The sequence below is a fragment of the Bifidobacterium sp. ESL0825 genome (genome assembly GCF_052606465.1).
In genome coordinates, this window is the sequence record NZ_CP199589.1 from 535,794 (window position 1) to 551,389 (window position 15,596).

The following is a 15,596-nucleotide window of genomic DNA, read 5'->3' on the forward strand; positions in this document are numbered from 1 at the left end:
CAAATTGCGCCTTTGGCTATCCGCGGGAACGGTGCGGCAGCTCGCGGGCCGAGACCGTCACCTCCATTCCCCGGGACCGCAGACGGGCGGCCAGAGCGTCGGCCATGGCCACTGAGCGGTGCTGTCCGCCAGTGCAGCCAAAGGCGATGGTCACATAGTGCTTGTCCTCGCGCGCATAGCCGCTGAGCGCGGTCAAGATGGCGGTGGTGTAGGCATCCAGGAATTCCTTGGCGCCCTTGCTGGCCATCACATAGTCGCGGACCGGGCCGTCATGGCCGTTCAGGTCCCGCAGCTCGGGGACCCAGTAGGGGTTGGGCAGGAAGCGCACGTCGGCTACGAAGTCGGCATCGATGGGCAGGCCGTACTTGAATCCGAAGCTCATGATGTGCACGCCCACGGTGGTCGGGCCGGAGCCCAGGACCATTTCGTAGAGGCGCGTGGAGAGCTGATGGATGCTCAGGTTGGAGGTGTCGATGACCATGTCCGCGCGCTCCTTGAGACCGCCCAGCAGGCGGCGCTCCTCGTGAATGCCGTCGATCAGGCGGCCCGAGCCCTGCAGGGGGTGGGGACGGCGGACGGACTCATAGCGTTTGACCAGCACCTGGTCGGAGGCGTCCAGAAAGAGGATGCGGCAACGCACGCCCAGGTCGTCCAGATGGCTGAGCACGGCCGACAGGTCGTCGAAGTAGGAGCGGGACCGGACGTCGATGACGGCAGCCAGGCGGTGCAGGGAGCTTCCAGCGGAGGTCATCATGTCGACCAGTGGGACCAGCAGGCGCGGGGGCATGTTGTCGACCACATACCAGCCCATGTCCTCCATGGAGTCGGCGGCGCGGGAGCGGCCTGCGCCGGACATGCCGGTGATCAGCAGTACCTCGAAGCCTGCGAAGGGCGGTTTTTCCGTCGTCATCGTCATGCCTCCCTCAAGGCTTGGTCCATGGCGGCCACCGGAACAGCGGCCAAGGGTCGGTCGGTCATCAGCGCCACCTGACGCACGGCTTGATAAAGCAGCATGCGTTCACCGCTGATGGCCCGTGCGCCCGGCCGTCGGCAGAAGGCCTTCATGAGCGGGGTGGGTCGGGGGTCATAGACCACATCCAGCAGGACCGGGCTCATGCGACTGCCGCCATCAGCCGTATTGAACAAATCGGCCAGGGGGTCGGCTGCACCCGAAGGCAGGGTGGAGACGACAATATCAGCCTTGGTCAATGCCCTTTCAGCTGCCTCAGCCCGGTCCATGGCGGTCACGTTTGGTTCAGGCAGGCCCAATCGGGAGGAAAGGTCCAGCATGTGGTCACAGTGCTCCGGGTTGCGGGCCAGCAGGTCCGCACGCTCGACCCCCAGCACCTTCAAGGCACAGAAGGCGGACTCGGCGGTGTTCCCGTTGCCGATGACCAGGGCCTGCGCTCCCCCATACGGTTGGTCAGAAAGCCGGTCCTGACGACCCTGACCGGCTGCCTTAAGCAGGGCGGCCAGATCGTCAGGGTCGTCGTCGGCCCGGCAGCGGTCGGCAGCCTCCAGCAGGGCGGCCACGATCCCCTCCACGTCGGTGTTGTAGAGGGACAGGCCCCTGGCTGGGCCGCCCTGTGCAAAGACTGCTGTGTTGGCCACTTTTAGGGTCTGGGACCAGCAGTCACGAAAATCGCCCAAGGGTCCGACGGCACTCTTCAAGGGCATGGTCAGGCTGAGACCGGCCCAGGACTGGTCAAGGCCGTGGATAAAGTCCGGCAGGCCGTCAGCGTCCATGCGCACACGGTCGTAGCGCCAGCCGTCCAGGCCCAGCGCGGCATAGGCTGATCTATGCAAAAGTGGCGACAGGGAATGGCTGATGGGGTCGCCCAGGACGGCACAACGACGATCAGGCCCATTCATATCTGCAATCACGCACCAATCAAGATCAGGGCATGGCCTTCTGCCAGCCTTCTGAGCCATTTTATCGCTGGCTGTCCCCGGCCTGATCCTGGTCGCTGTGCAGGGCCTGGTAGATGGCCTCGGCCTTGGCGGATCCGATGCCCTTGACGGCCTCCAGCTCCTCCTGGGATGCCTGGCGCATGCGCTTGACCGACCCGAAGTGATTGAGCAGCTTCTTCTGGTAGGCGGGGCCGATGCCCGGAATCTCGTCCAGGGCCGACCGGAGGGCACCCTTGCGCCGGGTCTGCCGATGGTAGGTGATGGCGAAGCGGTGGGACTCGTCGCGCACCCGCTGCAGCAGGTACATGCCCTCGGACTGGCGCTTGAGGATGATGGGATAGTCGTCGTCGGGCACCCAGACCTCCTCCAGGCGTTTGGCCAGCCCGCACAGGGCCACATCATCCACCCCGCAGTCGTGCAGGGCCCGGGCGGCGGCGGTCACCTGGGGCTTGCCGCCGTCAACCACGATCAGGTTGGGCTTGTAGGCGAAGTGGCGGGCGGCGGTGTTCTGCTGGACGATGGCCCCCTCCTCCTGCTCCACCAGTTCGGGTGCCTTGTCGTTGGCCTTTCGCTCGGCCTCCATGCTGTCGCCGCTGTCGCCTGCGATGTTGCCATGGCGGAAGCGCCGGGTCAGGGTCTCGTAGATGGCGCTCATGTCGTCCACAGCGCCCTTGCCGTCCTCGCCGCGGATGGCGAATCGGCGGTACTCGGACTTCTTGGGGACCGCGTCCTCGAAGACCACCATGGAGGCCACCTGGAACTGGCCGCCCACGGTGTTGGAGATGTCGTAGCACTCGATGCGCAGCGGGGCGCGGTCAAGACCCAAAGCCTTGGCCACGTCGTTCATGGCCTGGGTGCGGGTGCCCATGTCGCTCATGCGGCTGAGCTTGCTGCGCTGCAGGGCCTGGCGGGCGTTGGCGTTGGCCCGGTCCATCAGGGACTTCTTCTCACCCCGGCTGGCCACCCGGATGGTCACTGAGGACCCCCGCAGCCCCCGCAGCCACTCCTGCAGGTCGCCGGTACGGTCGGGCTGGATGGGGACGATCACCTCGGGAGGCACCGGGGAGATGGGGGCCAGCAGGTCGGCGCGTCCGGTCTGATCCTGATGCTGGTGTCGGCTCCTGGTGGCCTTGGCCCGGGCCTCGGCATCCAGGGCCGTGACCCTCTGGGTGGAGCCCATGGCATCCCTGTCCTGGCTGATGGAGACCTGGGTCTCGGAATCCCCAGGCAGCTTGTGCAGCTCGCTGTCGTTCTCATTCATCAGATCCGAGTAGACCTGCACCAAGAGGTCGCTGATCAGCTCGCTGTCGGAGACGTCCTCGACCCGCTCCACGCTCCAGTTGCGTTCGCCGCGGATGGCGCCCGAGCGCACGAAGAAGGCATGGACCGAGGCCTCCAGTTCGTCAGAGGCCACGCCGAAGACGTCCACATCCACGTTGGAGGCGAAGGCCACGGCATTCTGCTCGATGACCGTGTCCAGCATGGCGATCTGGTCGCGCAGGCGGGCGGCCTTCTCGAAGTCCAGCTCCTTGCTGGCCTTCTGCATGCTCCTGGTCAGCCCGGCCCGGTAGCTCTTGCCCAGCCTGCCGGTGATGACCCCGGTCAGCTCCGTGCACAGACGCCGGTGGTCGCTGGCGCTGATCCGGCCCACACAGGGGGCTGAGCACTTGCCGATGGAGGCCAGCAGGCAGGGGCGGCCGCTGAGCTTGGCCTTGCGGAAGACGCCGGGGGTGCAGGTGCGCACCGGATAGGTCTTGAGCAGGGCGTCCAGGGTGTGCTTCATGTCCCATACCTTGGCGTAGGGGCCGAAGTAGCGGGTGTCGTGCCGCTTGCGCACGCGGGTCATCCATACCCGGGGGAACTCCTCGCCCACGGAGACGGCCAGGTAGGGGTAGGTCTTGTCGTCGCGCAGCTTGACGTTGAAGTGCGGATCGAACTCCTTGATCCAGGTGTATTCAAGGGTCAGGGACTCCAGGTCGGTGCCCACCACGGTCCACTCCAGGCTCCGAGCCGTCAGCACCATGGTCTGGGTGCGCGGGTGCAGGTTCTCCAATGGCTGGAAGTAGTTGGTCAGACGGTTGCGCAGGTTCTTGGCCTTGCCCACGTAGATGACCCGGCCGTCGCCGTCCCGCCACTTGTAGACCCCCGGCTGGGCGGGGATGTCGGAGGTCTTGGGGCGGAAGAGGTCCCGGCTGTCTCCCAGCAGGGGCGCGCCGTTCTTGTTGACGCCGGTCGTGGCGCCGGTGGCGGACTCTTCCTCCAGGGCTTGGGCGGTGCGTCGCCATACCTGCGGCGTGTGCCGCTCGAAGCAGCTGCGGGTCATGATCGTGTGGCCTTGGCTACCTTGGCGGGATCGAGCATGGGCTTGAGGTACTTGCCGGTCCAGCTGTCCGGGTTGGCGGCCACCTGCTCCGGGGTGCCCTGGGCCACCACGGTGCCGCCGCCGTCGCCGCCCTCCGGTCCCAGGTCGATGATCCAGTCGGCGGTCTTGATCACATCCAGGTTGTGCTCGATGACGATGACCGTGTTGCCCTTGTCGACCAGGCCGTGCAGGACCTTGAGCAGCTTGCGCACGTCCTCGAAGTGCAGGCCCGTGGTGGGCTCGTCCAGGATGTAGACGGTCTTGCCGTCGGAGCGCCGCTGCAGCTCGGTGGCCAGCTTGACCCGCTGGGACTCCCCTCCGGACAGGGTGGGCGCCGGCTGGCCCAGGCGGATGTAGCCCAGGCCCACGTCCACCAGGGTGTCCAGGTAGCGTGCGATGGAGGGATAGGCCTTGAAGAAGCGGGCGGCCTCCTCGATGGGCATGTCCAGCACGTCCGAGACGGTCTTGCCGTTGTAGGTGACCTCCAGGGTCTCCCTGTTGTAGCGCTTGCCATGGCAGGTCTCGCACTGCACGTAGACATCGGGCAGGAAGTTCATCTCGATCTTGATGGTTCCGTCACCGTGGCAGGTCTCGCAGCGGCCGCCCTTGACGTTGAAGGAGAAGCGGCCTGGACCATAGCCGCGCACCTGGGCCTCGGGGGTCTTGGCGAAGAGCTGGCGGATCTTGTCCCAGACGCCGGTGTAGGTGGCCGGGTTGGAGCGCGGGGTGCGGCCGATGGGGTTCTGGTCCACGTGGATGACCTTGCGCACCTGGTCAACGCCCTCCACCCGGGTGTGCTTGCCGGGCACGATGCGGGCGTTGTTGAGCTGGTCGGCCAGCACCGGATAGAGGATGGAGTTGACCAGGGTGGACTTGCCGGAGCCGGAGACGCCGGTGACCAGGGTCATGACTCCCAGCGGGAAGGAGACCTTGAGATTCTTCAGGTTGTTCTCGCGAGCCCCCACCACGGTCAGCTGCCGGGTCTTGCTGGTCTTTCGACGGCGCTTGGGCACCTCGATGGAACGGCGTCCGGCGATGTAGTCTGCTGTAATTGAACGCGAGGCCTTGACCAGGTCCTGCGAGCGCCCGGAGAAGATGACCTCCCCGCCGTGCTCGCCGGCTCCCGGGCCGATGTCGACCAGCCAGTCGGCCTGGCGGATGGTGTCCTCGTCGTGCTCGACCACAATCAGGGTGTTGCCCAGGTCGCGCAGCCGCTGCAGGGTCTTGATCAGCCGGTCGTTGTCCCGCTGGTGCAGGCCGATGGAGGGCTCGTCCAGCACGTACATGACGCCCACCAGGCCCGAGCCGATCTGGGTGGCCAGGCGGATGCGCTGGGCCTCGCCGCCGGAGAGGGTGGCCGCCGCCCGGGACAGGGTCAGGTAGTTCAGACCCACGTCGTTGAGGAAGCGCAGGCGGGCGCGGATCTCCTTGAGGACCTCCCCGGCGATCTTGGCCTGGGCGCCCTCCATGTGCAGGCCCTCAATCCACTTCAGGCTGGCGGAAATGGCCATGTCGCAGACCTGGGCGATGGACAGGCCGTCCACGGTCACGGCCAGGACCTCGGGCTTCAGGCGCTTGCCCTGGCAGACCTGGCAGGGCACCTCGCGCATGTAGGACTCGTAGTACTGCTTCATGGGCTGCGAGTCGGTCTCGTCGTGGCGGCGCATCAGGGTGCGGACCACGCCCTCAAACCCGGTGGTGTACTCGCGCAGGCGGCCCCAGCGGTTCCGGTAGGAGACGTCCACCTTGAAGTCGTGCCCGTACATGACGGCATGGCGGACATCCTCGGGCAGGTCCTTCCAGGGGGTCGAGGTGGAGAAGCCCATCTCCTTGGCCAGGCCGTCCAGCAGGTGGCCGTAGAAGCGCTGCTGGCTCTTGGTGCCGCTCCAGGGCTCCACAGCCCCGTCCTTGAGGCTCTTCTCCGGGTCGGGCACCACCAGCTCGGGGTCGATCTCCAGGTTGAATCCCAGGCCGGTGCAGGCCGGGCAGGCTCCGTAGGGGGCATTGAAGGAGAAGGTCCGGGGCTCGATCTCGTCCAGCTCCAGCTCGTGGCCGTTGGGGCAGGAACGCTTTTCGGAGAAGGGCTGGCGGCGGTCGGGATCCTTGGCATCCAGATCCACGAAGTCGGCCACCACCGTGCCCTTGGCCAGCCTCAGTGCGGTCTCCACAGAGTCGGTCAGCCGCTGGCGCATGCCCTCGCGGATGACCAGCCGGTCCACCACCACTTCGATGGTGTGCTTCTTCTGCTTGGTCAGCTTGATGGAGTCGGACAGCTGGTGCATGTCCCCGTCGATGATGGCCCGGGAGTAGCCGTCGGAGCGCAGGAGCTCCAGGGTCTCAACGAACTCGCCCTTGCGGCCCTTGACGATGGGGGCCAGCAGCTGGAAACGGGTCCCCTCCGGCCTGGACATGAGGGTGTCGACGATCTGCTGCGGCGACTGGGCCCGCACCTCGGCCCCGCAGACCGGGCAGTGGGGAATGCCTGTCCTGGCGAAGAGCAGGCGCAGGTAGTCATAGACCTCGGTGATGGTGCCCACGGTGGACCGGGGGTTGCGGTTGGTGGTCTTCTGGTCGATGGAGACGGCCGGGCTCAGGCCCTCGATGAAGTCCACGTCGGGCTTGTCCATCTGGCCCAGGAACTGGCGGGCATAGGCGGAGAGGGACTCCACGTAGCGGCGCTGGCCCTCGGCGAAAAGGGTGTCGAAGGCCAGGGAGGACTTGCCCGAGCCCGACAGGCCGGTGAAGACCACCATCCGGTTGCGGGGTATGGACAGGTTGACGTTCTTGAGGTTGTGGGCCCGGGCGCCCTGGATGACGATTTTGCGGTCGTTGGGCACCGTGGACAGGTCCGCCACCAGGGACCCCTTGGATTCGATCATGCGCGGGTTCTCGATTGCCGCGTCCACTGTCGACTTAGGCTTGTTCTGCTGCTTCACGTGCTTCCCATCCGCTTCCCTGAAGACCCATGGCCAAGGCTGAGGCCAAAGCCTGACCATACTATCGCCGGGGCCGAATAATTCGAACAGGTGTTCGATGACGGCTTAGATGGCCGGGGCGGGCGGATCCAGGGGCGGACGGCCGCAGCCGTTGAGGAAGCAGTCGTGCTGGTGGTCGTTGATCATGCCGGCCGCCTGAAGAAACGAATGGACCGTCACCGGCCCCAGGAAGCGCAGGCCCAGGTCGCGCATGTCCTTGCAGACGATGGCCGACAGGTGGTCGTAGCGCGGTATGGACGGATCGTCCGGGTAGTCGTGGTTGATGGTCAGCCCGCCGGTGAAGGACCAGCAGTAGCGGTCGAATGCCTCCCCGGGAAATCGGCGGGCGATCAGGGCGGCATTGGCGACCGTGGCTTCGATTTTCCGCCGATTGCGGATGATGGATGGGTCAGCCATGAGAGAGTTGATTCGGTCGGCATCGAAGGCCGCGACCGCTTGAATATCGAAGTTGTCGAAATCCTTGAAGAGGGCCTGGCGGCGATGCAGGACCAGCTGCCAGCTGAGCCCGCACTGGAATATCTCCAGGGAGAGCATGGCGAAGAGCCTCTGGGAGCCGTGCAGGGGGCGGCCCCACTCATGGTCGTGGTAGCTGCGCATAAGCGGATCATCCACCCGAGCCCAGTCGCATCGATATACAGGTTCGGCCACTTCACGCTCCCCTCTGCAGTATTTGGCTTCAGGATTTGGCTTCAGGCTAGCACCGGCGGCCGCCCGGTCCGGGTGGTCAATACCACTGAGCCGGGCTGGCCGATTTAGAGTTGAAGCAGAGGCCGGTCGGCCCATGCCCGGGGCCATCCCCATGGCGGCGGTACGGTTGCGGCCGGCAAGGAGAGGAAGCATGTGCCATGACTGACAAGGACAATCCGCGCAGACTCTGGACCGACGACCAGGACCCGGTCGAGAGGGCCAAGCGCACCTCCCCTGCCATGCAGGGCAGCCAATCAACCTCGGGCTCGTCATCGGCAGCCCGGAGTTCGAGGAATGAGAGTTCAGCATCTTCCGGTGCGTCGACTTCAAATTCTTCGGCTTCAAATTCGTCTAGTTCAGGTTCATCGTCTTCAAGTGCCTCAGCCAAGCAGTCTGTTGATTCGTCGCAGAAGGCCTCGACTGAAAAAACCAGCACAGATGAGACCGCCAGTAGAGGCGAGAAACGCTCTGATAACAGCAGCACTAAGGCAGCACAGGAATCAAATCAAGCACAGCACCAAGCAAAGGAACAGCAGAACAAGAAGGGTCAGCCCGAGAAGGAGCAGGAATCCTCCAAGGGGCGCGGCTGGAAGCTCTTCGAGGACATCCTGCTCTGGGTGGCCTGGGTGGCCATGGTGGGCTTCAACGGCTATGCGGAGGTCTACCACTTCAATGGCACGACCGTGGGCGGGCTGGCTCGCAAGGTAGACCTGTGGATCATGCCTGCCGGATACGTCTTCGCCATCTGGGGGGTCATCTACATTGCCCTGGCCATCTGGCTCTTCCGCTTCTGCCTGGCCGGGCCAAGCCGCAAACGCCTGGGCTTCCTGCCCTTCACGCTGAGTGGGCTGCTCTTCGTGGCCACCTGCTGCCTGAACATCGCCTGGCTGGCCCTGTGGCACATGGAACGCAACTTCTGGGCCCTGGTCATCATCCTCGTTCTGACCGTGCTGGCCTGGATGCTCTACGCCCTGGTGCGCCGGGACGCCACCAAGGCCGGAACCCCCACCGCCGCCAAGGCCCTGGACTGGATTCCCTTGTCCATCTACGCCAGCTGGCTGAGCGTGGCCACCCTGGTCAACGCCGGATACATGGTGGTCGCCGGGCACAAGGTCGGCAACGCCGTCCAGGGATTCGCCACCATCATCGTGGTCGGCGCCCTCCTGGCCGTCGCCTACCTGATGAACAGGCACGGCAAGGACTGGGTCTTCGGCCTGGTGGTCATCTGGGCCTGCCTGGGCATCGGCATCAGGATCTTCTCCTTCGCGGCCGCCATGGGCGTGCTGGTCATCGCCCTGACCGCCGTGGGCGCCTTCCTGGTCTACTTCCCCTGGGACAAGTTCAGGCTGGTCCGTCGCTGATCCATCCATGATCCATCCATTGCCCCGTCAGCCGAGACGCACTGGCGGGGCTTGCTTCTTGCTACCATGATTCCTTGCAAGATTTGAATCCATAAGGAAAGCGGGGTCGGAGGCGGCATGGCTATTGAGGCGCAGGGACTTGAGATCCGGATAGGTGCCCGACTACTCCTGCAAGCCACCGACTTCCACGTGACCAAGGGCGACCGGATCGGCCTGGTGGGCCGCAACGGCGCCGGCAAGACCACGCTGACCCGGGTCATCACCGGCGATATGCTCCCCTCGGCCGGCAAGGTGCGGGTGACCGGACAGCTGGGATACCTGCCCCAGTCCACCCATGCGGGCGACTCCGAGCAGAGCGCCCTGGACCGGGTCATGAGCGCCAGGGACATCGCATCCATCATCCAACGGATGCGCAAGGCCGAGACCGATATGACCAGTCCCGACCCCAAGGTCATGGAAAAGGCCATGAAGCGCTACGACAAGGCCCAGCAGGACTTCGAGAACGCCGGCGGCTATGCGGCCCAGTCGCAGGCCATCGTCATGGGCGAGAGCCTGGGGCTGAGCCAGGAGACCCTGCAGCAGGCACTGGGCACCCTCTCCGGCGGTCAGCGCCGACGGGTCGAGCTGGCCAGGATTCTCTTCTCCGACGCCGACACCCTGATTCTGGACGAGCCCACCAACCATTTGGATGCCGACTCCATCGAATGGCTCAAGGGCTACCTGCGCCGGTTCGAGGGCGGCTTCCTGATCATCTCCCACTCCACCGAGCTGCTGGACGAGACCGTCAACCGCATCTGGCACCTGGATGCCCAGCGTTCCTGCATCGACATGTACACCATGGGATGGAAGGCCTACCTGCGCCAGCGGGTGGTGGACGAGGAGCGCCGACGCCGCGAACGGGAGGTGGCCGAGAAGAAGGCCGACCGGTTGATGCGGCAGGGCATTCGCCTGCACGCCAAGGCCACCAAGGCCGTGGCTGCCCAGAATATGATGCGTCGTGCCCAGCGCCTGCTGGCGGACACCCAGGAGGCGGAGAAGGCCGAGAAGGTGGCGGACCTGCGCTTCCCGGATCCTGCTCCCTGCGGCCGCACGCCCATCATGGCCGAGGACCTGTCCAAGGCCTACGGCTCCAACATCGTCTTCGCCGGCATCAACCTGGCCATCGACAAGGGCTCCCGGGTGGTCATCCTGGGGTACAACGGCGCTGGCAAGACCACCACCCTGCGCCTGCTGGCCGGCATCGAACAGCCCGACACGGGCAAGGTGACCCTGGGGCATGGGGCCAAGATCGGTTACTTCGCCCAGGAGCACGACACCCTGGATAACGATGTCACCGTTCTGGAGAACCTGCAGCATGTGGCCCCTGACCTGGACAACACCCAGGCGCGGACCATCCTGGGCTCCTTCCTCTTCTCAGGGGACGACGCCATGAAGCCCACCAAGGTGCTTTCGGGCGGCGAGAAGACCCGCCTGGCCTTGGCCACCCTGGTGACCAGCCGGGCCAACGTCCTTCTGCTGGACGAGCCCACCAACAACCTGGACCCCGCTTCACGCGAGGAGATACTCAAGGCCATCGCCAAATACGAGGGGGCCATCGTGCTGGTCACCCACGACGAGGGGGCCGTCAAGGCGCTTAACCCTGAGCGGGTGCTGCTCATGCCCGACGGTGATGAGGACCTCTGGAGCGACGACTACCTGGATCTAGTGGCCGAAGAGTAGGCAGCCGCAATAGCGAGCGGGTCAGTCGTCCCCTCCTAGGACCTCCACGCCCTTGACCCCTGGGGTCTGACCAATGGATTCCACCAGCTCGGTCACATCCCCCTTGCCCAGCAGGTTGACGGTGACATCGGCGCCCTTCCAGGCATCCCGGTGCAGCTCGTGGATGGTCAGCACCCGGGATTCGAAGCCCATGCGGGTGGCCAGGAGCAGGGATTCGCGCAGACAGCCGTGGCCATCCTGATATACGATGCGCAGGACCGTGTTCTGACGGTTGCGCAGGAACCACTTGAGGATGGGTGCGATGACCAGGACGGCCAGAAAGTAGAAGACGACCGCCAGGATGGCGATGGCGAAGAGCTGGACCCCGCAGGCCATGCCCACGGCGGCGGCCACCCAGATGGCGCTGGCTGTGGTCAAGCCCTTGACCGAGTCGTGGTTGAAGAAGATGACCCCGGCCCCGATGAAGCCGATGCCCGAGGCCACGCCGGCCGCGATTCGCGAGGCATCCCAGGAGTAGTTGCCCACAGCGGCCTGGATGCCGTAAAGGGAGACCATGGTGAACAGGCAGCTGCCCAGGCCCACCAGAATATGGGTGCGGATGCCAGCGTCGTGTTTGAGGAACTCGCGCTCGAAGCCGATCAGGCCACAGAGCACCACCGTCAGGACCACCGCCATAATCTGCCCTTGATTCGGCATTGCGAATCCCTGCATGGATTTCCTTCCTGCCCTCGTAAATAGGCAGACCTTATAACGCTTGCAGGACAAGGCCATCGGATAGAGTGGAGCCAGCACGTGGCCGGCCGTGCCGCCGCCGCACGTGGACCTTTTGAATGAGGGGTGTGATGCCATGAAGCCGTCACCAGATGAACGCCGCGAAGCCCGCCGGACTCTGGCCACCAGCGCCTATACCGCCGACATGATCCGATCCTTGGAGCAGCCGTTTTTGGATGACGGGGTGCCCCTGATGCGTATCGCCGCCGGATCCCTGGCCTCCGTGGCCGACGTCATGCTGACCCAGGCCGGGCTGGAGCCGGCAGGAGCCAGGGTCGTCCTGCTGGCAGGGGCCGGCAACAATGGCGGCGACGGTCTCTATGCCTCGGCCGATCTGGCCAGACACGGAGCCGACGTGACGGTGGTGGCGACCGGGCGGAGCCTGCACCAGGGCGGATTGGATGCCCTCCTGCGCGCCGGCGGAGTGGTCACGGCCCTGGATCCCCAGGCAGCCATCCCCGGCTGCGAGGCACCGGCCGGCCCGGACCAGGCCTCCGAAGAACTGGACCAGGCCCTGGAGCTGTGCCGACAGGCGGATCTGATCATCGATGCCATGACGGGCATCGGCCTCAAGGGGGCGCTGCGCGGCATCCCCGCCGCTCTGGCCGCGGAACTGGGCATGGAGGGCGGCCTGCCCGATAGACCAGCCTGGCACGACCCCGCCGGTCAAGACAGGCCCCTGGTGCTGGCCGTGGATACTCCCTCCGGCGTGGACATTGATGAAGGCACCCTGCCCGGGGCCTACATACCGGCGGATGTGACCGTGACCATGGGAGCCATGAAGCCCTGCCTGATGCTGCCTCCGGCCGCCTACGCCTGCGGAAGGGTCGTCCTGGTGGACTTCGGCTTCGACACCTCGGCCCTGGTCCCCAGCGTCTCCTGCATGAACGCCGAGGACTGCGCCGGACTTCTGCGGGCGCCCCGGGTGGATGACACCAAGTACACCAGAGGCGTGGTCGGCCTGGTCACGGGATCCGCCCTTTACCATGGCGCGGGGCTGCTCTCCAGCAGGGCGGCGGCCAGCGGCAATGTGGGCATGATCCGTTATTGCGGCCCCGAGCAGGTGGGCAACCTGATCCTGCAGGAGCTGCCCGAAACGGTCCTGGGCCGTGGAAGGGTCGAGTCCTGGGTGCTGGGTTCGGGTGTGCCCACCCGGCAGGCCCTGGAGGCCGCTGGACCTGAAGGCCAGGACGATCAGCGGGATCTGATTGCCGACATACTCAGCCGGCAGGCCGCCGATCTGGACGAGGACGAGGCAGCGGCCGATCCGCCGGTGGTCGCCGATGCCGGAGCCCTGGACCTGCTGCCGGACCGGCTGGGGCCGCGCACCGTCCTGACCCCGCATGCGGGCGAGATGGCCGCCCTGCTCAACTCGCATGGCGAGAACGTGGACGGGGACCAGGTCATGTCGGAACCCCTGCACTGGGCTGTCCGCGCCTGCCAGTTGACCGGGGCCACCATTTTGCTCAAGGGCGCCATCACATTGGTGGTCGGCGAGGACGGCACCGACCGCCCCCGGGTCATGACCACCGGCTTCGGGCCGGCCTGGCTGTCCACGGCCGGATCAGGGGACGTGCTCTCCGGCACCATCGGAGCGCTGCTGGCCCAGAACGCCGGACCGATCCAGGATGATGCAACATTGATGGTGGATCTGACGGCTGCTGCGGCTTTCCTGCATGGGCTTGCCGGTTCTTTGGCCAGCGGCGGCAGGCAGACCGGCTGGGAGCAGCCGCTGATCTTCGACCCCCGCAAGCCCCAGGATTTCGCCGATCTGGTAGCCGAGGACAGCCTGCGGGATGGTCACGGGACTGTTGCAGGACCCATGGGACAACCTATTCGCGCCGGGCAGGTGGCCGATGCCCTGCCCAGGGCCATAGGGCTGGTCATGTCAAGAGCCGAGGGAACTGCCGACCAGAACGACCAATCCGCCCAGGATGGGGACGATGCCTCTCAGTTCTTCGAGAACAGCTCGCTTTGGTTCTAAACACGTCCTCAGCAAAGGAGTCTATTCGATGACCGCGCAGCTCATCGTCATGCGTCATGGGGAAAGCGTCTGGACTCAGAAGTCGGTCAACCGTTTCGCCGGTTGGGTGGACGTGCCCCTGACGGAACGGGGACTGGATCAGGCCCGCCATGCCGGACGGCTGCTCAAGGAGTCAGGCCTGCTGCCCGACCTGGTCTTCACCTCCCTGCTGACCCGCAGCATCGTCACCGCAAACACGGTGTTGGATCTGGTTGATCGGGCCTGGATTCCGGTGGAGCGCACCTGGAGGCTGAACGAGAGACACTATGGCGCCTTCCAGGGACAGACGCGACCGGCCATGCTGGAACGCTACGGCCAGCAGCAATTCGACATCTACCGGCGTTCCTACGATGTTCGGCCGCCTGCCATCGCAACCGATTCGCCATACTTTCAGGGACGGGATCCGCGCTATGCCCCGGCCATGCGCGACAGGCTGGACAGCCGGAATCCGGCCGAGATCCGTGCCGAGTGCCTCAAGGACCTGCTGCTCCGCCTGCAACCCTATTGGCGCAGCCGGATAGCCCCGAACCTGGCCCAGGGCCGGACTGTGCTCGTCGTCACCCACGGGTCCGTGGTCCGCAGCCTGATCAAGGTCCTTGAAGAGGTTGACGACAAGGACATCAGATCCATCAACGTGCCCACTGGCGTGCCCATGGTCTACAGCTTCGTGAACGACGAAGACGGCAACCCCCAGGTCCAGGGTCCGGGTCGCTATCTGGATCAGGAGGCCGCCGACCAGGGTATGGCTGAAACCGCGGCCCTGGGCCGATAGGGCCTTAGGTATAGATTGGCTTGTATGACACTGCTCCAACTGCGCTACATCGTCAAGATCGTCGAATGCGGCTCGATGAATGAGGCCTCGCACGAGCTCTACATCTCCCAGCCGGCACTGAGCTCATCGGTCAAGGAGCTGGAGAACGAGCTGGGCATCGAAATCTTCACCCGCCACTCCCAGGGGATCGCTCTGACCGTGGACGGGGCGGAATTCCTGACCTACGCCCGCCAGATTCTGGACCAGACCGACCTGCTGGAGGCCCGCTATAAGCAGGTCAGGCCCCGCAAGCAGCTCTGCCGGGTCTCCACCCAGCACTACATGTTCGCAGTGGAAGCCTTCGTGGAGATGATCAACTCCATCGATTCCGACGAGTACGAATTCACCATACGGGAGACGCGCACCAGGGACATCATCGACCAGGTGGCCACCCTCCAGTCCGAAATCGGCATCATCTACGAGTCCGACTTCAACAAGCGGGTGCTGTCCAAGATGCTCCGGGAGAAGCACCTGGACTTCCACCCCCTCTTCCGGGCGGACCTGCATGTATTCATCGCACGAACCAACCCCCTGGCCGATCGGGCCATGGTGACCATGAAGGACCTGGAGCCCTACCCCTTCCTGCAGTACGAGCAGGGCGAAGAGGGCTCCTTCTACTTCGCCGAGGAGGCGGTCTGGCCCGATTACTCCCCCAAGCAGATCACCGTGAGTGACCGGGCCACCATGCTCAACTTCATCGTCGGGCTCAACGCCTACACGGTCTGCACCGGCATCGACAACGAGGACCTCAACAACGAGAAGATCGTCAGTGTCCCCCTGGAGTCGGACGAATCCATGCTGGTGGGCTGGATCGTCAACAGCCGGACCAAGCTGTCCCATGCCGCCGAACTCTACTTGGACAAGCTGCGCCAGGTGGTGTCCAACCACGGATACTCGCTGATCGAACAGGAGTCAGACAAGTAAGAGCCAGGCAAGCGACAGTCCAACAGATAAC

11 protein-coding genes are annotated in these 15,596 nt (G+C 65.1%); 5 read left to right on the top strand and 6 right to left on the bottom strand.

From position 1 onward, the window contains the following. Positions 1 to 16: 16 nt before the first annotated feature. From rapZ to ACUIAG_RS02410, 5 genes are all read right to left on the bottom strand, one after another. Positions 17 to 910, bottom strand: a complete 894-nt coding sequence (gene rapZ, locus ACUIAG_RS02390) for an RNase adapter RapZ (protein ID WP_101432393.1) — start codon at positions 908 to 910, stop codon at positions 17 to 19. Between the two features lie 2 nt (positions 911 to 912). After that, the gene (locus ACUIAG_RS02395; protein WP_445340043.1) at positions 913 to 1,884 is read right to left on the bottom strand and encodes a shikimate dehydrogenase family protein; all 972 of its coding nucleotides are present in this window, start codon (positions 1,882 to 1,884) and stop codon (positions 913 to 915) included. A gap of 49 nt (positions 1,885 to 1,933) precedes the next feature. After that, positions 1,934 to 4,234, bottom strand: coding sequence for an excinuclease ABC subunit UvrC (gene uvrC / locus ACUIAG_RS02400; protein WP_306222203.1), 2,301 nt, complete (start codon positions 4,232 to 4,234; stop codon positions 1,934 to 1,936). Continuing rightward, positions 4,231 to 7,152 (bottom strand): excinuclease ABC subunit UvrA, encoded by a 2,922-nt coding sequence (gene uvrA / locus ACUIAG_RS02405; protein ID WP_445340354.1) that lies wholly within the window; start codon positions 7,150 to 7,152, stop codon positions 4,231 to 4,233. Before uvrA ends, uvrC begins: the two co-directional genes overlap by 4 nt. 162 nt (positions 7,153 to 7,314) lie before the next feature. Then, positions 7,315 to 7,917: a DNA-3-methyladenine glycosylase I gene (locus ACUIAG_RS02410; protein WP_445340044.1), complete on the bottom strand. Its 603-nt coding sequence runs from the start codon at positions 7,915 to 7,917 to the stop codon at positions 7,315 to 7,317. A gap of 197 nt (positions 7,918 to 8,114) precedes the next feature. Here ACUIAG_RS02410 and ACUIAG_RS02415 point away from each other — a divergent pair, with 197 nt between their 5' ends. Next, the gene (locus tag ACUIAG_RS02415; RefSeq protein ID WP_445340045.1) at positions 8,115 to 9,317 is read left to right on the top strand and encodes a TspO/MBR family protein; all 1,203 of its coding nucleotides are present in this window, start codon (positions 8,115 to 8,117) and stop codon (positions 9,315 to 9,317) included. Between the two features lie 117 nt (positions 9,318 to 9,434). Continuing rightward, a complete protein-coding gene (locus ACUIAG_RS02420) occupies positions 9,435 to 11,036 on the top strand; it encodes an ABC-F family ATP-binding cassette domain-containing protein (protein ID WP_045924443.1) in 1,602 nt (533 codons plus the stop codon). A 21-nt stretch (positions 11,037 to 11,057) separates the two neighbouring features. Here the strand turns inward: ACUIAG_RS02420 and ACUIAG_RS02425 are convergent, their stop codons facing one another. Then, positions 11,058 to 11,747, bottom strand: a complete 690-nt coding sequence (locus tag ACUIAG_RS02425; protein WP_024628070.1) for an MgtC/SapB family protein — start codon at positions 11,745 to 11,747, stop codon at positions 11,058 to 11,060. A gap of 136 nt (positions 11,748 to 11,883) precedes the next feature. On the opposite strand from ACUIAG_RS02425, the gene ACUIAG_RS02430 reads away from it, so the two are divergent. Genes ACUIAG_RS02430 through ACUIAG_RS02440 form a run of 3 tightly spaced genes read left to right on the top strand, consistent with a single transcriptional unit; the run spans position 11,884 to position 15,565 of the window. Beyond that, positions 11,884 to 13,791 (top strand): bifunctional ADP-dependent NAD(P)H-hydrate dehydratase/NAD(P)H-hydrate epimerase, encoded by a 1,908-nt coding sequence (locus tag ACUIAG_RS02430; RefSeq protein WP_445340046.1) that lies wholly within the window; start codon positions 11,884 to 11,886, stop codon positions 13,789 to 13,791. Between the two features lie 28 nt (positions 13,792 to 13,819). Then, positions 13,820 to 14,602, top strand: a complete 783-nt coding sequence (locus ACUIAG_RS02435) for a 2,3-bisphosphoglycerate-dependent phosphoglycerate mutase (RefSeq protein WP_445340047.1) — start codon at positions 13,820 to 13,822, stop codon at positions 14,600 to 14,602. A gap of 24 nt (positions 14,603 to 14,626) precedes the next feature. Further along, positions 14,627 to 15,565: a LysR family transcriptional regulator gene (locus tag ACUIAG_RS02440; protein WP_313841957.1), complete on the top strand. Its 939-nt coding sequence runs from the start codon at positions 14,627 to 14,629 to the stop codon at positions 15,563 to 15,565. Positions 15,566 to 15,596: the final 31 nt, after the last annotated feature.